This window comes from Rhodococcus sp. EPR-134 (genome assembly GCF_001647205.1).
GTDB lineage: Bacteria > Actinomycetota > Actinomycetes > Mycobacteriales > Mycobacteriaceae > Rhodococcus_F > Rhodococcus_F qingshengii.
The window spans coordinates 1-18251 of the sequence record NZ_LVCT01000476.1 but is presented as its reverse complement, the minus strand read 5'-3'; the positions used below and the strand labels follow the sequence as shown (position 1 = coordinate 18251).

The following is an 18251-nucleotide window of genomic DNA, read 5'->3' as shown; positions in this document are numbered from 1 at the left end:
TGGTCGCGAATTACACCCACCTGCGCCCCGAGATCCACGACCCCGCCCGGATCGCGAGGCTGATTCGAAGTGCCGCGGCAGCGCCCCTACCCAGCGGCGATCAGGCCGATCCAGTCGAAACGATCCTTGCCGCACTCCGGAAGAACCCCGCCGATTCGCGCACGCTGCCGGATTGGAGCGCTCGGCTCGGCGTCGACGAGGACATGCTCCTCAAAGACTTCGTAGCGGCCACCGGCCAGAGCTTCCCGCGCTGGCGCGGTCAGTTGCGGATGACCCTCGCCCGCGCTTATCTCGAGGAGGGCCTCGCGGCCGGGGAGGCTGCCCGTCGACTCGGCTACGCGCACGCGTCCGGATTCACCAAGGTCTTCATCGCGGCTCACGGCATGTCGCCCCGGGACTACCAGCGCCGCGGGTGGCGGGGCGTTCCCGAAGGACTCATCGACCCGTGAACCTCCGTCGGATTCACATCTACCGCTCGTCGCCGCCCTTGGATTCCGGCGACAGGGCCGGGAACCAGATGTCGGTCAGAACCTCGGCCGCCTGCATCCGAGTCACGTCGATCGTCCCCTGCACGGCCCAGCGTGTGAAGAATCGCTCCAACTGACTCACGAGCAGTTCGACGCGCAACCGTGCCTCGTCGTGCTGTTCCTCCGGCCAACGGCCCAGGTACTTGGGCATGGCATTCGGTAGTTGGGTCATACCGTCTCGCGCTGTCTCGCGGAACTCCGGTTCGAGTGCCACGGCCTCGTCCCACGCCGGCAGCAGGCGTTTGTTCTCGTCGAACCAGTCGAAGGCACGCTCCAGCCAAGCCGTGAATTCCACGCGAGAGTTCGTGTCGAGGACCCGATCGAGATCGATGTAGAAAGCGAACGCACTCGCCGCCATCCCGGCCGCGCCGATCGTCTTGAGCATCTCCACTTTGCTGGCGAAATGCACGTAGAACGTGGCTCTACTGCATCCGACGACCGAGGCGATGTCATCGACCGTCACGGCCGCGTATCCCCGCTCCTCGAACAGAGTGCGTGCGGCGTCCACGAGTTTGGCCCGCGTCGCGCGTTTCTGCTCGTCGCGAAGTGTTCCCCGCCTGTTCTTCGGGCCGTCCGTAGTCGTGCTCACGTCGCCCACCTTGCTCGCATTTCAACCTCCTGGCAAATCACCGACTCGCCGTCACCAAAAAACATTGCGTCATTCATTGACACAATGTCAGCGAGTGGCGCACTATGACTCAAGTCACTTCTCGGGATTCGATTCTTCTTCTCGCACGCCCGAGACAGAACAGAAAGCGATGGCGAATGAGCCCCTCCCCCTTGCCGAGCGTGTGCATCATCGGCGCCGGGCCTACCGGAATCACGACGGCCAAGCGAATGAAGGAATTCGGAATACCCTTCGACTGCTACGAAGCGTCCGACGAGGTCGGCGGAAACTGGTACTACAAGAATCCCAACGGGATGTCGGCCTGCTACCAGAGCCTGCATATCGACACGTCGAAGTGGCGCTTGGCATTCGAGGACTTCCCGGTCTCCGCTGACCTTCCCGACTTCCCGCACCACTCCGAACTCTTCCAGTACTTCAAGGACTACGTCGAGCACTTCGGACTGCGTGAGTCGATCATCTTCAACACCAGTGTTGTTGCAGCAGAACGTGATACAGACGGGCTGTGGACCATCACGCGCTCGGACGGCGAAGTTCGCACCTACGACGTCCTGATGGTCTGCAACGGACATCATTGGGATCCCAACATCCCGGACTACCCCGGTGAGTTCGACGGGGTCCTCATGCACAGCCACAGCTACAACGACCCGTTCGACCCGGTCGACATGCGCGGCAAAAAGGTAGTCGTGGTCGGAATGGGCAACTCCGGCTTGGATATTGCCTCCGAACTGGGCCAGAGATACCTCGCCGACAAGCTCATCGTGTCGGCTCGCCGTGGAGTCTGGGTACTGCCGAAATATCTCGGCGGTGTACCCGGCGACAAACTGATCACCCCGCCCTGGATGCCGCGTGGTCTACGACTGTTCCTGAGTCGTCGATTCCTCGGCAAGAATCTGGGAACGATGGAAGGTTACGGTCTGCCGAAGCCGGACCACCGCCCCTTCGAGGCCCACCCGTCGGCCAGCGGCGAGTTCCTCGGACGCGCCGGGTCAGGCGACATAACCTTCAAGCCTGCCATCACCAAACTCGACGGAAAGCAGGTTCACTTCGCGGACGGCACCGCCGAGGACGTCGACGTGGTCATCTGCGCCACCGGCTACAACATCAGCTTCCCCTTCTTCAGTGATCCGAATCTGCTGCCGGACAAGGACAACCGATTCCCACTGTTCAAACGAATGATGAAGCCCGGAATCGACAACCTCTTCTTCATGGGACTCGCGCAGCCCATGCCGACGCTCGTCAACTTCGCCGAGCAGCAGAGCAAGCTCGTCGCGGCCTACCTCACCGGTAAATACCAACTGCCGTCCTCGAACGAGATGCAGGAGATCACCAAAGCCGACGAGGCGTACTTCCTCGCCCCCTATTACAAGTCACCACGCCACACGATTCAGCTCGAGTTCGATCCCTACGTCCGCAACATGAACAAGGAAATCGCCAAGGGCACCAAGCGTGCTGCGGCCTCCGGAAACAAGCTACCTGTTGCCGCGCGTGCAGCAGCACACGAACTCGAGAAGGCGGATCGCGCATGAGTCTGGTGAACGGTCACTGCGACAACGAGTTCGACGCCGTCCGCACCGCCTTCGAGGCTCAACTCGAATCCGGTGAAGAACTCGGCGGCTCTGTTGCCATCACCGTCGCCGGAGAATCCGTGGTCGATCTCTGGGGCGGGTACGCCGACGAATCCCGTACCACTCCATGGGGCAGCGACACCATCGTCAACACGTTCTCCATCACCAAGACCATGACGGCCCTGTGTGCGCTCCTGCTGGTCGAACGCGGCCAATTGGACGTGTACCAGAAAGTTGCTCACTACTGGCCCGAATTTGCGGCAAACGGTAAGGAAGACATCGAAGTTCGCCACCTCCTGTCGCATACGTCTGGCGTCTCCGGTTGGGAGCGCCCGATCGAACTGACGGACATCTACGACCTCGAGGCGTCCACCGCTCGCCTCGCTACCCAGAAGCCTTGGTGGACCCCGGGTACGGCGTCGGGCTATCACGCGATCAACTACGGCCATCTCGTCGGTGAGGTCATTCGTCGCATCGACGGGCGAACTCTCGGCAGGTTCTTTGCCGAAGAGCTTTCCGGTCCACTGGGAGCCGACTTCCATATCGGCACGTCCGCAGAGCATTTCGGTCGAATCGCCACCATGGTTCCGCCGCCCGCGTTGGAGTTCGACCTGTCCACGCTCGACCAGGACAGCATCTTCATCAAGACCCTGACCTGCCCACTGCTCGACTACCCCGAGGTCAACACCGCACCCTGGCGGGAAGCCGAGATCGGCGCAGTCAACGGCCACGGCAACGCACGTTCTATCGCTCGGGTCCAATCCCTGATCTCGAACGGTGGTGTGCTCGACGGCCGGAAGCTGCTCTCGCAGAGCACCATCGACCTGATCTTCGAGATCCAAGCCGACGGTATCGATCTCGGGATCATGACACCACTCAAGTTCGGCATCGGCTACGGACTGCCACATCCGGTTACCGCGCCACTGATTCCCGACGGACGCACCTGCTGGTGGGCAGGTATCGGCGGCTCGATGCTGGTCAACGATCTGGACCGACGGATGACCTTCGCCTACGTCATGAACAAGATGGCACCGGGCCTGATCGGATCCGACCGCAGCAACGCGTACCTGAGCGCCGCATACAACTCCGAGGTCAGCGAGGTCAGCTCATGAAGGCAGCCCAGCTCATGGGGCCCGGGCTCCTGGAAATCAACGACGTGCCGGTCCCGGAGATCGGCCCGTCGGAACTACTGATTCGGGTGGGCGCAGCTGGAATCTGCCACTCCGATCTCCATCTCCTGCACTTTCCGTACAAGATGCGCGAAGAACCGCTGACTATCGGCCACGAAATTGCCGGAACGATCGAAGCCGTCGGGAGTGGCGTCGACGGCCGTTCCGTCGGAGAGCGTGGCGTCGTCTACCTCTGTTGGTCATGTGGACAGTGCCGAGAATGCATGAGCGGCAACGAGAATATGTGCCTCGCCGCTGGACGCACCGCGATGCCGCCCTGCCCCGGGCTTGGTCCCGAAGGCGGGATGGCCGAGTACGTCAAGATCCCGGCTCGCTCATTCGTACCCATCGGAGACCTCGACTTCCTGCAGGCCGCACCTCTCGCCGATGCGGCACTGACGAGCTACCACGCCATTCGCGGTGCCCGCGAACATCTCCAGCCCGGTGCCACCGCCGTCGTGATCGGCGTCGGCGGACTCGGTCACGTTGCAGTACAGATACTTCGCGCAATCAGTGCCGTGCGCATCATCGCCGTCGATGTCGGACAGGATCAACTCGATCTCGCCAAACGTTGCGGCGCCGACATCACGCTCGAATCGGGACCGGACACCGCGCAGCACATCCTCGACCTCACATCGGCCAGAGGCGCAGAAGTCATCTTCGACTTCGTCGGTATCGACGCAACCGCACAGATGTCCGTTCAAGCGGTTGCGCCGAACGGCGCGTATCGCATGGTAGGTCTCGGAGGCGGAAACCCCGGAATCACTGCCGAAGCTGCCGGCGGACCAGGCTGGCCGTGGGGCGCATCGATCCGGAAGTCGTACGGCGGCACCAGAAACGACCTCGTCGATTCCATCGCCCTGGCACAGGCCGGTCTGGTAACGGTAGAAGTAGCCCGCTTCGACCTCGCTGATGCCCGCGACGCACTCGACCGTCTCGAACACGGCAAGGTCACCGGACGCGCAGTGCTCGTACCCTAATCTTCGAAAGGCACTTCACGTGACTACTTCCGCTGATACACAAGCATTCATCGCGTCCGTCATGGCCGGGCTGACCGGCCCCGGTGGTCCTTTCGAGATGCAAGTCGAGGATGTACTGGGCAGTTCGATGCCCGTCATGAAGAACCGTGACAAGGCACTCGGCGACGTGCTCGCTGCATCCTTCGACTACGGATCACGCGACTATCTGGTGACCAAGGACCGACGCTTCAGCTACCTCGAGCACGGCGAGGCCGTAGCAGCATTGGCGACGGCGCTCCGCGAGCGGTACGGCGTCCGCAAGGGTGATCGGGTCGGCATACTTGCTGCCAATACGCCGGAATGGGTGATGACCTTCTGGGCGGCTCAGTCCCTCGGTGCCATCGCCGTCGGATTCAACTCGTGGTGGGTGGCCCGCGAGGTGGCGTACGGCATCGATCACACCACCCCCACAGTGGTGATCGCCGACGCCAAACGCGCGCAGATTCTTTCCGAACTGAACACCGATGTTCCCGTACTCACGATGGAAGAAGATCTACCTACCTTGATGGAGAAGTATTCGGGATCGACACTGCCCCGTACTTCCGTCAACGAGGACGATCCGGCCGTCATCCTGTACACGAGCGGAACCGGTGGCCGCCCCAAGGGGGCTGTTCACAGTCACCGAAACGTGTTGGCCGTCATCGACTACCACCGCTACAGCGATCGCCTCGCTGCGGCGTTCACCGGCAAACCCAGCGACGGCCGACCGAGTGACTTGCGGTATCTGCTGACCGCGCCGCTGTTTCACATTGCAAGCCTGCATAACCTGGCGATCCCACGACTCGCGACGGGCGGAGCGGTGGTCATCCATCAGGGCGCCTTCGACGTCGACGAAGTCCTTTCCCTCGTCGAACGCGAGAAGGTCACAAACTGGGCGGTGGTCCCCACCATGGCAACCCGTCTCCTCGAGTACGGCAGTCTCGAGAAGTACGACCTGACCTCACTGAGCGCCTTTGCGCTCGCGTCTGCGACGTCATCTCCGGCCTTGCAGGACCGACTGCGCGCACGACTGCCTTTTGCGCAGCACACCTTGGTCGACAGCTACGGGCTCACCGAATCCTCCACCGGCATTTCAGTTGCCACACCACCGGAACTTGCCGCGTTCCCCGGAACTCTCGGCCGGCCGATCATCGGGGTGAGCGTGGAGGTGCGCGACCCCTTCGGTGTTGCAGTCCCCGACGGCGAGGAAGGTGAGATCTGTGCGCGCAGCGCCTATGTGATGTTGGGGTACTGGAACGACGAGACCGCGACTGCAGCCGCTATCGGTCCTGATCGTTGGCTCCGAACCGGCGACTTCGGAGTGTTCGAGGACGGCCGGCTCCGTCTGACGGGTCGCCGGTCCGATCTGATCCTGCGCGGCGGCGAGAACGTCTACCCTCTCGAAATCGAGCAGACCATCGACGAGCATCCCGCCGTACTCGAATGCGCTGTGATCGGCATTGATTCGGCAGACCTCGGCCAAGAAGTTGCAGCCGTCGTCGTTTTGCGGAGTGAGGGAGCCGCCGGCGAAGAAGAACTACGCGACTACGTCGCCGAACGACTGGCTTACTTCAAGGTGCCGGTGAAGTGGAAACTGAGCACAACTCCTCTGCCCCGCAATGCAACCGGAAAAACGATACGTGCAAAGGTGGTTCTCTCATGACCTACGACGCCGTGATCAACAACGGTCTGTGGTTCGACGGCACCGGGGCCAAACCAGCTGTCCGCAATCTGGGTATCCGCGATGGGTTGGTTACTGCCATCTCCCTCGATCCACTCGACGAAACCGACTGTCCCCGTGTCATCGACGCGAGACGCAAGTGGGTGATCCCGGGCATCGTGGACATCCACACCCACTACGACGTCGAGATCCTCGAAGGCCCGGCACTGAGCGAATCGCTCAGACACGGGGTCACGTCGATCTTTGTCGGATCGTGTTCCCTGTCCACCATTCACGCCAGCCCCTCCGACGCGGGTGATCTCTTCGGCAGAGTAGAGGCAATTCCGCGTAAGCACGTCGTCGACGCACTCAACCGTGCCAAGACCTGGAACTCTGCGAGCGAGTATGTTGCTGCACTAGAGGCGCTTCCGCTAGGTCCCAATGTTGCAGCCTTCATCGGACACTCCGATATGCGGGCCCCCGAGATGGGACTGGATCGTGCTACCAGGAAGGACGTCCATCCCACAGACGCCGAACTCGCGTCGATGGAAGCACAGTTGACCGAAGCTCTCGACGCAGGATTCGTCGGGATGTCCAGTCAGCAATTGTTGTTCGACAAACTCGACGGCGAGACCTGCCGCTCACGCACGCTGCCGTCGACGTATGCAACCACGAAAGAACGACGCCGACTCAATGCGATCCTGCGCCGTCGGGGACGGGTATTTCAGGCCGGACCTGACCTCTCCAACCCGATGAGTACCGGAGCGATGGCGTTCTCCAGCGCGGGTATCTGGCGTAAGCGACTCAAGACGAGCATGCTTTCGGCGGCCGACATCAAGTCCAACAAGTTGGCCGTGGTGATACTCGGCCCACTGGCACACTTGGTCAATCAACTCGGCGGCGACCTGCGCTGGCAGCACCTGCCAGTTCCCTTCGAGGTATATGCCGACGGCATCGACCTGGTTGTCTTCGAGGAGTTCGGATCTGGCGCTGCAGCACTGCATCTGACCGACGAGATGGAACGCAACGTCCTCATGCAGAGCGAGGATTACCGTCGACAATTCCGCAAGGACTACGACCAGAAGTTCGGTGTCAAAGTTTGGCATCGCGATTTCTTCGACGCCGAGATCGTCTCCTGCCCCGACGAATCCCTGGTCGGCAAGAGCTTCGGGCAGGTCGGCGTCGAACGTGGCGGCCTCCACCCTGTCGATGCATTCCTGGATCTGGTCCTCGAACACGGCACGAAAGTGCGTTGGCGCACAACCATCTCGAACCACCGGCCGGAGGTTTTGGACAAGTTCGCCCAGGAAAATGGCGTCCAACTCGGGTTCTCCGACGCCGGAGCGCATTTGCGCAACATGGCGTTCTACAACTTCGGCTTACGCCTACTACGACGTGTCTACGATGCCCAAAAGGTCGGCCGTCCGTTCATGACCGTCGAGGCAGCGGTGCATCGTCTCACCGGTGAACTCGCCGAGTGGTACGACATCGATGCCGGGCACCTTCGATTAGGTGATCGCGCCGACCTGGTTGTGATCGATCCCGCTCATCTCGACGATTCGCTCGACGCGTACGCGGAAAGCCCGGTTGTGGAGTACGACAACCTCTCCCGCATGGTCAATCGCAACGACCAGACCGTCACCGCAGTGTTCGTCGGCGGCGAGTACGTCTTCGGCGACGGAGAAGCAGCACCCGTTCTCGGCAACCGCCGAACCGGAAAGTTCTTGAAAGCAGGTGCCCATTAACACGTCCAGATTTGCCGGGAAAACAGCAGTCGTCACTGGAGCAGCATCAGGTATCGGTGCAGCCATCGCACTAAGGCTTATCGACGAAGGCGCACAGGTAGCTGGAATCGACATCGCTGCAGAGGGTTTGAAAGAGATAGCCTCCCAGCACGGCGGGGCCTTCCTCGCCGTTCCCACTGACGTCACCAAGGAATCCGATGTTGCCGAGGCCCTTGCCGCGGCGGCGGCGGAATTCGGCGGTATCGATCTGGCTTTCAACGTTGCCGGTGCGTCGAGGGTGGGGCAGATCGTCGACCTCGACGAGGCCGACTGGGACTTCACCATCGACCTGGTGCAGAAGGGCGTCTTCCTCTGCACCAAACATGAAGCGCGGCATATCCGAGAGCACGGTCGCGGTGGTGCGATAGTCAACGTGTCCTCATTGAACGCGCACGTGCCGAGCCCCTACGGGAGCGCATACGCGACAGGCAAAGCCGGAGTCGAGATGTTCAGCAAGAATGCCGCGATCGAACTGGCTGCGTCGGGGATCCGGGTCAATGCCGTTCTACCCGGCCTGGTCGACACGCCACTGGTCGCGCCGGTCATGAACTACGAACCCGCCCGCGACATGTTTCTCAGCCGAATCCCCATGTCCCGAGCGGCAACTCCCGACGAGATCGCGGGCCCCTGCCTCTATCTCGCCAGCGACGACGCCTCGTACATCACCGGAACCAGTCTGGTCGTCGACGGCGGCTGGGAGGTCTCGAACTACCCGGATCTGACGACGCTGGGCAACTAGTTCAGTTACCGGGCAACACACATTGAGTATCGAGGCCGAGGACGTGGTTGAGCCGGCCGAAGGCCAACCACGATCCGAGGCACATGCTCAACTCGACGATTTCTCGCTGGGAATAGTGAGCGGTCATGCGTTCCCAGAACTCGTCGTCGAGTCCGTGGTGGTCGAGGGCGTATCTCTCGGCGTATTCGGCAGCGAGGCGCGTCCTGTCGTCGAAGGCATCGGTGGTGCGCCAGTCGGTGACAGACTGATCGAACGTCGACTCCACAGTCTCGCCGTCACGCTCGGTGCGCCAGTCCTGACAGAAGATGCACCCGTTGATCTGAGCGATCCGAAGCCTGGCCGCCTCGAACTCGCGGAGTCCGAGAGTGCCGTCCGTGTAGACCTTTTGGGAGAACCCGGCGGCCGCGGGTCCGATGCCGGGGACCATCTCTCCCCACACGTAGCCGATCGGATTCTTGCCTTCGGGTATGTCGATATTCATGTGAGTACCTCCGAGTTTCGGGCACCGAGCTTGCCGACGCCGGGTGTGAGCGGAACGTCCAGCGCGTCGTAGAGACCGGGTTCAGCCTGACGTAGCCAGGGAATTGCGTTGACGAGACGTCCTACGGCCGTGGCATTTCCACCGGCCGCGCGATTTCCACCTTCATCGGTGGCTTCGACGTTGATCTCGATTCGTGGTCGTCCTTCGACGATCACCTTGTGCGCGCCGTCGCCGCCGTCGGGCGGGAGCGGCCAGTCGCGGGCACAGGACGGATGAATACGCGTGACGTGTTCGATCACGATCAGTGGTTCCCCGCCGACGATTCCCTGAACCTCGAATCGCAGTGCGCCTTGGGTGCCGGCCGCGAACTCCCCCATATGTTCGGTCGACACGGTTTCCTCGAGCGGGCGGCGCAGCAAGGTCTCGCGGATCTCGTCGAGTTCCACCCCGAGTGCCCGGGCGATGAGCCGAATCTGCCCGCCCCAGACCATGGTGGGTACGGTCGGCGCGACCATGGGAGGTTCGTAGTCCATCGGCTGACCCATCCCGATCAGGTAGCGGACAGAATCCGGCTGTTCGTAGGTCGTGTAGTCGAAGATTTCCTGACACCGGATCTGGTCGATTGTCCCCGCGAGCCCGCTGACGAGAATCGGCAGGATGTCGTTGCCCCAGCCTGGGTCGATACCGGAGACGAACAGAGCGCCGCCGCCCGCCTTGGCAGCAGCTTCGACGGGATCACGAAGTTCGGGAGGCGCAGATTTCGGGTCGTACAGCGCATATACGGACGGCGTGACCACCACAGCTCCGGCGGCCAGTGCCCGCGTGATGTCGGCAACCGCGTCGTCGGGCCGAATGTCGCCGGACGCCGCGTAGACCACCGCGCCGGGAGACGCTGCGAGCACGGCATCGGCGTCGTCGGTAGCCGCGACGCCCAGGTGCACTCCCAGATCGGCGAGGTCACCGGCGTCTCGCCCGACCTTCTCGGGGTTCGCAACGATGACGCCGACAAGTTCGAGGGCCGGATTGGCTGTCACAGCGCGAATCGATGCACGCCCGACGTTGCCGGTACCCCACACGACAGTCGGAATCTTGGACTCGGCTTCATTCGAAACTGCACCCATCAATCGGACATTACCCAGCTCAGCGCGTCAGGTCAGCAGAACTGCAAGAATTCGTTTCACTTCATCCGGTCAAAAATGCCATTGCCTGCGCAGTCAGTGCGCCGTCACCCCGCCTCCGGTACGTCTCGGCGGGTCGGCCGTTACCTGGTCTGCTCATCTCGCCGGTACTTTCGAGCGCGTCGAACACCTGCCGGCGGAAGCTGTCCTTCTGGAACGGACGATCGAAGATCACCTCGTAGAGTCCCCGAAGTTCGGCGACGGTGAACGTCCCGCCCGACAATCCGTCCGGATCCACGTACGACGCATACCTCGTGCGTAGGTCCGTGACCGCGAGTCGCACCATGTCGGCGTGATCGAATGCGAGTCCGCTCACTGCCTCGTCGTCGTACACATCGACGAGAAGCGCCGAATCGGGCAGTGCCGATTCCGGTAGGCAAGCCGTGTGTGCGACCGACAAAACCCATCCACGGTCGTCGCGGTCCGGTCGGTCGAAGATCGCCAACTGGTGGAAGCTCGTCTGGGCCAACTCTGCCTTGACCGACAGGGCACGATCGGCTGCGGCCGTGAGCAATTCGCGTTCGTGCAGAAATGTTCCCGGTAGCGCCAGCGCACCGAGACGGTGCCGAACCACCAGAACTTTCAGAGATCCACCGCTGTACGTCAGCACCGCGACGTCCACTGCCACAGACGGACGCGGATAGTCCGTCAATCCCTTGCCGCTCGTGTCTGTCCATTTATTCACCCTTGCATGTTATCTCAAACATGATCTATGGTTAGCGCAAAGTTGATCAAACGATCATCGCGAACCGAAGAGGTGGCTATGAAACTCACCGCACAGCAGTCCGATCGAGCGGCCGGCGTTCTGCTCGGCACCGCAGCAGGAGACGCGCTCGGCGCCGGCTACGAATTCACCTACCCGAAGGCCGAGGTCACGATCGACATGATCGGTGGCGGCCCGTTCGACTGGGCGCCGGGAGAATGGACCGACGACACCTCGATGGCAGTTGCGATCGCCGAGGTGGCCGCGACCGGAATCGACATCGGAAGCTCTGACGGTCTCGATGCCATTGCAGCACAGTTCATCCGGTGGTACGACTCGAAGCCCGCGGACATCGGCAACCAGACGCGAGCAGTGTTGTCCGTCCGCTCCGAAAGCGCAGCGGCGATGGCGGATCGTGCGCGGGCGATCAGCGGCCGCAAAGCCGGCAACGGCTCGCTCATGCGGACTGCTCCCGTCGCCCTCTCCTACTTGGACGATGCAGAAGGTGCCAGGTCGGCAGCGCACCGGATCAGTTCACTCACGCACGACGACCCGCGTGCCGGACAGGCGTGCGAGTTGTGGACCCATGCCATCCGCCATGCCGTTGTCGCCGGCAACTTCGACGGTGTTCGAGGCTTCCTCTCCGTTGCCGATCAGGACGTCGCCGAATACTGGGGCCCGCTGCTCGATCAGGCCGAAACCGGGAACCCGCAGGACTTCTCCAAGAACGGTTGGGTGGTGCATGCACTTCAGACTGCTTGGTGGGCAATCACTTCCACGGACAATGGCGATGCTCGCCACCTCCAGTACGCATTGGAAGCGGCAGTAAGAGCCGGCGGGGACACCGACACGACGGCGGCCATCGCGGGTGGCCTCCTCGGCGCCCGCTGGGGAGCGTCGGCGGTTCCCGCCCGTTGGCGCCGAATCATGCATGGCTGGCCGGGATACCGTTCCTCCGATCTGATTCGCCTGGCAATAAAGACTGCTCGCGGCGGTACCGACGACAAGAACGGATGGCCGTCGACGGCAGAACTCGACTACTCGAGGTTTCGCGGAACCCACCACCTGACGACGCACCCGCACGACGACGGCGTCATGCTCGGCGGCGTCGATGCGGTGTCCACTGCAGACTACGACGCCGTGGTCAGCCTGTGCCGCATGGGAACACGACAGGTCGCCCCTGATCACGTCGAGTTCTGGTTGGTCGACCACGGTCACGATTCCAACGCCAACCTCGAGTTCGTTCTCGACGACGCAGCGCGCACCGTCCAGGCGTTGCGGGCCGAGGGAAAGCGCGTACTCCTCCATTGCGTTCAGGCGCACAGTCGCACGCCGTCGGTTGCAGCGCGATACTCGATGTTGATCGGACGTGATCCCTACGACGTACGCTCGGCTATGCCGTGGGCTCGCCCGAAGCGTGAACTCTGGAACACGGCAGTCGGAAACGCGTCCGTCGGACACACAGCCGTCGGATACACAGGAGGATCCATGCCTGCTATTACAGTCGTCGAAGGTGACATCACGACGCTGACCGTCGACGCCATCGTCAATGCGGCCAACTCCAGGCTCCTCGGCGGCGGCGGTGTCGACGGCGCGATCCACCGTGCCGGGGGACCGGAGATCCTGAAGGCTTGCGAGGTATTGCGCAACACCAGCCTTCCCGACGGCCTGCCGGTGGGTGCGGCCGTAGCCACCACCGCCGGAAAGCTGCACGCCAAGGCCGTGATTCACACCGTCGGCCCGAGGTATTCGCGCTCCGAGGACCGTTCCGGTCTGCTTCGGTCGGCGTACACCCGCAGCCTCGCCGTGGCCGACTCGATCGGCGCCCGTACCGTCGCCTTTCCGTTGATCTCAGCAGGGGTCTACGGCTGGCCGAAGGAAGATGCCGTCCGACAGGCCGTTTCAGCGATTCGCGCGGCGAAGACCGAGGTCGAGACGGTCACACTGGTCGCATTCAACAAGGAGACGGCAGACCTGATGCGCCGCGCGATCGCCTGACCGTTTACCGGGCCCACTTCACGCCACGTTAAAGCAGTGCAGAGCGGTCGGAGAAGTGGAGAAATTTCACCGGTTGGACGTTTGTCCAACAATTTGTCCGAATCGCATATTTTGCGGCTCGCTCTGTGTTCTACTCCTCTCCAGGGTTTGAGCTGGTGGTGAGCAAACGACGAGACGTATTCGATTCTCTGTCAGCTCGAGGCCGGTTCCCGGACCCGGCTTCAAGCCGAGAGCTCGATCTTGTCGAGCGCTACTCAAGGAGAATGTGAATGGTGTCGACGTTGATGCGCCGAGGAGTGGGGGTGGCCGCGTCGTTGACCGGATGCGTTGCCCTCGTGATCGGCGGAACCGGAGTCTCGTCCGCCGCTGATGTGGACCTTCCGTTCACGGCATCGTGCCACGGGTGGCAGTTCCCCGGACCGATCACGCACAACGAGACGCGTGATTCCGGCGTCACGATCAGTGCGCCGGCCGTGGTCCCGCCGAACTCCACCTTCACATACCGCCTCGCGCCCAAGCCGATGACGGTCCCCAAGGACGGTTACGACCTCAGGTCCGTCGTGAACTGGACGCGTCTCAAGTTCGATTTCGACATCCCCGCAGGCACCTCCTACGTGGGGGCGCAGATCGTGGCCGGCACCAGCTCGAATCTGGGTGGGGTCGCCCCGACGATCACGCGGGTGAACGATGCCGGTTCACCCGATCCGAATGGGACGCATCTTCGTATCTCCGGCAACAACATCACGGCGGGCAACGGACCCAACACCGACGACAACGGCGGCGGCGGAATCGAGGTCGGTGGAGGAAAGACGTTCCAGCTCCCGGCAGTCGACGTCACCGTCACGTCAGGGGCTGTCGGCACCCAGATCAAGCCCATGCTGCGCGTGTCCGACTCTAACTCGGGTTCCTACGACAGTGCCGCCAACTACCTGACCTTCCTGCAGCAGGAGACCCTGCTCGGCGGCGTCAAATACTGGCTGACCACCAATTGCTCACCACGCGACAATCGTTCGGCCGGATTGAACGCCGGCGGCCGGCCGCTCGCCGTGATCAACGTCGACTCCAGCCTCGCTCAGACACAGACGCGAATCGACGCACCCGGTAAGGCCGTCGTCGGTGACTCCGTGGAACTGACGGCAACGGTCACTCCGTGGCCGTCGGGAGGAACAGTGCAGTTCCGTGACGGAGGGGTCGACCTCGGCGCTCCGGTGGCCGTCGTCAACGGCGTCGCGAAGGCCAACCGCACGATGACAACAGCGGGCGACCACAACATCACGGCGTACTACACGGGATCGGCCGGTTTCATGGAGTCGATGTCGGGCGCCGTGACGATCAACGTCGTCGAACCGTCCGAGCCCGAGCCTGGCACCGGTAGCCTCGGCAGCCTTGGTACCCCCGGATTCGGGTCGTGAAAACTGTGAACAGAAACCAGGATTCGACGACGAACTCGAAACTCCTACGCGGCTCTGCGATTGCAACCGTCTCGGTACTGGCCGGCGGCTTGTTCTCCATCGTCGGCGGCGGGATCGCCTCTGCTGCCCCCGAGACCAAGAGCGTGGCCTTCACAACTGCATGCCATGTGCGCGAGATGGACGGTGTGGCAAGCCCGATCACGTTCAACGAGACACTCGGCTCGGGAGTCACCATCACCGCGCCGACCACCGCGGCACCAGGTGAGACCGTCACCTACCGCGTGCAGCCGAACGAGATGAAGACAAACAGCGGCGGCCATGCCAGCCGTGGAGTCGTGCATTGGGCCCGGATCAAGTACGACTTCGACATCCCGTCCGGCGTCGAATTCGTGAGTTCCCAGCTTGTGGCGGACAGTGCGTACGGCCTCGGATCCGACAGTGCCACTCCGACAGTCACACGGATCGACGACGGCGGTAATCCATCGGCATCCGGTACGCACCTGCGTATCTCCGGATCGAATCGGACCACCGGAAACGGTCCGTCCTCCGCAGTTCGATCGAGTGACGGCATCATCGTCGGTGCCAACACCAAGTTCCGACTCCCCGCAGTCGACGTCACGGTCAAAGCTGGTGCGGCCGGTACCGAGATCAAGCCTTCGCTGAGGGTTTCCGATCCCGGTTCCGCCAACTACGACGACGACCGAAATGCGCTCACATTCGTCCAGCGCGAAAAGGATGTCTTCACAGTCAACTACTGGGAGCGCTACAACTGCTCCCCGCGGGACAACAGGAACTCCGGCCTCAACGCCGGTGGGCAGGCCCTGACCACCATCTACGTCAGCCAACCGACAACCACCACGATCCAGATGCCCGGCTCGATCCAAGCCAGCACACCGACCGAGCTTGTCGCAAAGGTGGATCCGGCTCCGGTCAACGGAAACGTGCAGTTCAGGGTGGACGGCGCCGACGTCGGTACACCGGTCACGCCCGGTGCCGACGGCACTGCCCGGCTACCGCATACCTTCTTCACCGCCGGAACCGCGCGGGTCTCCGCAACGTTCCAGGGCGTCAACGGATTCCAGAGTTCCAACTCGACCGAGGCAATGGTCACGGTGACTGCCGCACCTGTCGTCAAGCAGACCGACACTGCCGTGAACGTTCCTACCGATGCGAAGACGGGCATATCGGTGTCGCTGAGGGCGCAGGTCACGCCGACACCCGCCGGTGGCACTCTCCAGTTCAAGGACGGCGCTGCAGATATCGGCGCTCCGATCCCGGTGGGCGCTGACGGCAAAGCCACTCTGGAACATGCCTTCACCTCGGCTGGATCTCATGCCGTCTCGGCCTACTACTCCGGCGCAACAGGATTCATGCCGTCGATGGCATCCGCTCAAACGGTCACCGTGTCTGATCCCGCACCGTCCGATGTCACCACCTCGACCTCACTGGCAGCTCCCGCGACGACCAAGCAGAATGTCGCGGCAGAACTGTCCGCGACTGTCACCCCCAACCCCGGCGGGGGCTCGGTTCAGTTCTACGACAGCGACCAACCCATCGGACAGCCCGTTGTCGTCGGAGTCGATGGAGTGGCGCGACTGACGCACACTTTCGCATCGACGGGCGATCATCGGATCAAGGCGGCATACGCCGGGCGAAGTGGATTCACACAGTCCGCGTCGGACGAATCCGTCGTCAAGGTTTCTGCTGCGCCTGACGACGGCGGGAACGGCGGTTCGGGCAGCCTCGGTTCACTGGGCGGTCTCTTCGGTTCCTGATCGAATTCTTCTCGACGCTGTTGCCGCTGCACCGATTCGGAGCAGCGGCAGCAGCCTGTTGCGGCCGTGGTCATAGAACTGATTGATTTATCGATGGAGCACAAGTGTCCAGGAATTCTCTTTCTCGACGGTCGTTTCTCGCCGCCGGGGTCGGTGCAACTGCAGTCGCCGCTACTTCCCTTCTCCCGCCGTCGCTTCAGCGTGTACTGGCGACACCCGTCAACTCCGGCGGGCTCGATTCGATCGAGCATGTTGTCCTCGTCATGCAGGAGAACCGATCTTTCGATCACTACTACGGCGCACTGAGGGGTGTTCGCGGATTCGGGGATCCGAATGCGCTGCGTCTGCGCGGCGGCCACAGCGTCTTCGAACAACCCGGTCCTACCGGTCCTGTGCTCCCCTTCCCCATCCGCGATTCCGCTGCGGCACAACGCATGGACACCCAGAACGTGACCGGACTCGACCACAGCTGGGCGGGCGGACATGCCGCACTCGCCGACGGCTGGCACGACGGTTGGATCGCGGCAAAAACCAGTACGACAATGGCGTACTACGACCGGCAAGACATCCCGTTCCATTACGAACTGGCGGACGCGTTCACGATCTGCGACGCCTACCACTGCTCCGTACCGACATCGACGAGCCCCAACCGGAACTATTGGGTCTCTGGATACACCGGATACGAGCCACTTTCGCCTAATCCGACCGAGTCGGTCCTGCCTTCGGATCCGCCCGGCCTCGAGGGAAGAGCTGTAACCAATGCGGCCTACAACCCCTGGCACGCCGGCTACGGATGGACGACGGTTCCCGAGCGGTTGCAGTCCGCCGGCATTTCCTGGAAGACCTACCAGGAGTGGGACAACTTCGGAGACAACAACCTCGAATACTTCACTGCCTTCAAGAAAGTGGCGGCAGGGCTGCTTGGTCGGCCAAGCCTGCTCCCCTACGAAATCCAGACCTTGGCCGGGTTCTATCTCGCCCTGCCGTCGATGCCGGCGCCGGTCCAGGACGCAGCGGTACTGGCCCTCGAGAATGCTGCAGACCAACTGTCGCCTGCTGATCGCCAACTCTACGATCGCGCGCTGTACCGATCCCGGCCCGGCACACTGGCCGCCGAGTTCAGGAAGGACGTCGAGTCGGGCCGACTGCCGCAAGTCAGTTATCTCGTTCCGTCCGAGGTGGATTCGGAGCATCCATCGGGTTCGTCACCTGCGGCGAGCGCAACACTGCTCTATCAAGTACTCGACGTCATCGCGTCCGATCCGGATCTGTGGGCGAAGACGGCCGTGATCGTCAACTTCGACGAGAACGACGGGTACTTCGACCATGTACCGCCACCTCGACCACCGCGCTCGGTCGAAGCCGAATGGGTCGGTAATCAGCCGCTCGGTCTCGGCCCGCGGGTGCCGATGACGATCATCTCGCCGTGGACTGTTGGCGGTTTCGTTTGTTCACAAGTGTTCGACCACACGTCCGTCACGCAGTTCCTGGAGACGCGGTTCGGAATCACGCAACCGGAAATCGACCCGTGGCGACGCACGGTGAGTGGCGACCTGACGTCGGCGTTCGACTTCGCCAACCCGCGTAGTCGACCGACTTTGGCGCGCCCGCAACCCACTCCGCCGCTGGAACCG

15 protein-coding genes are annotated in these 18251 nt (G+C 62.5%); 11 read left to right on the top strand and 4 right to left on the bottom strand.

What is annotated here, in order from left to right; genetic code table 11:
* On the top strand, positions 1-449 hold a 449-nt coding region (locus A2J01_RS22080; RefSeq protein WP_156519354.1), incomplete at its 5' end, for a helix-turn-helix domain-containing protein.
* A 19-nt stretch (positions 450-468) separates the two neighbouring features.
* On the opposite strand, the gene A2J01_RS22075 is transcribed toward A2J01_RS22080, so the two are convergent.
* Positions 469-1125 carry a TetR/AcrR family transcriptional regulator gene (locus A2J01_RS22075; protein WP_064113589.1) on the bottom strand — a complete coding sequence of 219 codons (657 nt, stop codon included), beginning with the start codon at positions 1123-1125 and terminating at the stop codon, positions 469-471.
* A gap of 167 nt (positions 1126-1292) precedes the next feature.
* Here A2J01_RS22075 and A2J01_RS22070 point away from each other — a divergent pair, with 167 nt between their 5' ends.
* From A2J01_RS22070 to A2J01_RS22045, 6 genes are read left to right on the top strand one after another with little or no spacing between them, the layout of a single operon-like run.
* The gene (locus A2J01_RS22070; protein ID WP_197494271.1) at positions 1293-2681 is read left to right on the top strand and encodes a flavin-containing monooxygenase; all 1389 of its coding nucleotides are present in this window, start codon (positions 1293-1295) and stop codon (positions 2679-2681) included.
* Positions 2678-3832: a serine hydrolase domain-containing protein gene (locus tag A2J01_RS22065; protein ID WP_054188272.1), complete on the top strand. Its 1155-nt coding sequence runs from the start codon at positions 2678-2680 to the stop codon at positions 3830-3832. Before A2J01_RS22070 ends, A2J01_RS22065 begins: the two co-directional genes overlap by 4 nt.
* Complete coding sequence (locus tag A2J01_RS22060) at positions 3829-4869, top strand: NAD(P)-dependent alcohol dehydrogenase (RefSeq protein ID WP_030536186.1); 1041 nt, start codon at positions 3829-3831, stop codon at positions 4867-4869. The genes A2J01_RS22065 and A2J01_RS22060 overlap by 4 nt, the downstream gene beginning before the upstream one ends.
* Before the next feature lie 19 nt (positions 4870-4888).
* Positions 4889-6550 (top strand): class I adenylate-forming enzyme family protein, encoded by a 1662-nt coding sequence (locus A2J01_RS22055; RefSeq protein ID WP_064113587.1) that lies wholly within the window; start codon positions 4889-4891, stop codon positions 6548-6550.
* Entirely contained in the window at positions 6547-8292 is a 1746-nt protein-coding gene (locus A2J01_RS22050; protein ID WP_064113586.1) for an N-acyl-D-amino-acid deacylase family protein, read from the top strand. The genes A2J01_RS22055 and A2J01_RS22050 overlap by 4 nt, the downstream gene beginning before the upstream one ends.
* Positions 8282-9070 (top strand): SDR family NAD(P)-dependent oxidoreductase, encoded by a 789-nt coding sequence (locus tag A2J01_RS22045; protein WP_030536188.1) that lies wholly within the window; start codon positions 8282-8284, stop codon positions 9068-9070. The genes A2J01_RS22050 and A2J01_RS22045 overlap by 11 nt, the downstream gene beginning before the upstream one ends.
* 1 nt (position 9071) lies before the next feature.
* Here the strand turns inward: A2J01_RS22045 and A2J01_RS22040 are convergent, their stop codons facing one another.
* The 3 genes from A2J01_RS22040 to A2J01_RS22030 all read right to left on the bottom strand — a co-directional run bounded on the left by A2J01_RS22040 (position 9072) and on the right by A2J01_RS22030 (position 11414).
* The gene (locus tag A2J01_RS22040) at positions 9072-9551 is read right to left on the bottom strand and encodes a carboxymuconolactone decarboxylase family protein (protein ID WP_003943220.1); all 480 of its coding nucleotides are present in this window, start codon (positions 9549-9551) and stop codon (positions 9072-9074) included.
* Entirely contained in the window at positions 9548-10672 is a 1125-nt protein-coding gene (locus tag A2J01_RS22035) for an NAD(P)H-dependent amine dehydrogenase family protein (protein ID WP_030536189.1), read from the bottom strand. Before A2J01_RS22035 ends, A2J01_RS22040 begins: the two co-directional genes overlap by 4 nt.
* 61 nt (positions 10673-10733) lie before the next feature.
* On the bottom strand, positions 10734-11414 hold the full coding sequence (locus A2J01_RS22030; RefSeq protein ID WP_003943269.1) for an NUDIX hydrolase: 681 nt from the start codon (positions 11412-11414) through the stop codon (positions 10734-10736).
* Positions 11415-11492: 78 nt separating this feature from the next.
* Between A2J01_RS22030 and A2J01_RS22025 the strand changes: the two genes are divergently transcribed.
* The 4 genes from A2J01_RS22025 to A2J01_RS22010 all read left to right on the top strand — a co-directional run.
* The gene (locus A2J01_RS22025) at positions 11493-13430 is read left to right on the top strand and encodes an O-acetyl-ADP-ribose deacetylase (protein ID WP_064113585.1); all 1938 of its coding nucleotides are present in this window, start codon (positions 11493-11495) and stop codon (positions 13428-13430) included.
* 269 nt (positions 13431-13699) lie between these two features.
* Positions 13700-14842, top strand: coding sequence for an Ig-like domain-containing protein (locus A2J01_RS22020; protein ID WP_042451633.1), 1143 nt, complete (start codon positions 13700-13702; stop codon positions 14840-14842).
* On the top strand, positions 14839-16617 hold the full coding sequence (locus A2J01_RS22015; protein ID WP_064113584.1) for an Ig-like domain-containing protein: 1779 nt from the start codon (positions 14839-14841) through the stop codon (positions 16615-16617). Before A2J01_RS22020 ends, A2J01_RS22015 begins: the two co-directional genes overlap by 4 nt.
* Positions 16618-16721: 104 nt before the next feature.
* On the top strand, positions 16722-18251 hold a 1530-nt coding region (locus tag A2J01_RS22010; RefSeq protein ID WP_064113583.1), incomplete at its 3' end, for an alkaline phosphatase family protein.

Excerpts from the sequence above, each read along its gene's own strand:
- A2J01_RS22070 (WP_197494271.1), top strand. The coding sequence starts at position 1,293 with ATGAGCCCCTCCCCCTTGCCGAGCGTGTGCATCATCGGCGCCGGGCCT.
- A2J01_RS22065 (WP_054188272.1), top strand. The coding sequence starts at position 2,678 with ATGAGTCTGGTGAACGGTCACTGCGACAACGAGTTCGACGCCGTCCGC.
- A2J01_RS22060 (WP_030536186.1), top strand. The coding sequence starts at position 3,829 with ATGAAGGCAGCCCAGCTCATGGGGCCCGGGCTCCTGGAAATCAACGAC.
- A2J01_RS22050 (WP_064113586.1), top strand. The coding sequence starts at position 6,547 with ATGACCTACGACGCCGTGATCAACAACGGTCTGTGGTTCGACGGCACC.
- A2J01_RS22040 (WP_003943220.1), bottom strand. The coding sequence starts at position 9,551 with ATGAATATCGACATACCCGAAGGCAAGAATCCGATCGGCTACGTGTGG.
- A2J01_RS22035 (WP_030536189.1), bottom strand. The coding sequence starts at position 10,672 with ATGGGTGCAGTTTCGAATGAAGCCGAGTCCAAGATTCCGACTGTCGTG.
- A2J01_RS22025 (WP_064113585.1), top strand. The coding sequence starts at position 11,493 with ATGAAACTCACCGCACAGCAGTCCGATCGAGCGGCCGGCGTTCTGCTC.
- A2J01_RS22020 (WP_042451633.1), top strand. The coding sequence starts at position 13,700 with ATGGTGTCGACGTTGATGCGCCGAGGAGTGGGGGTGGCCGCGTCGTTG.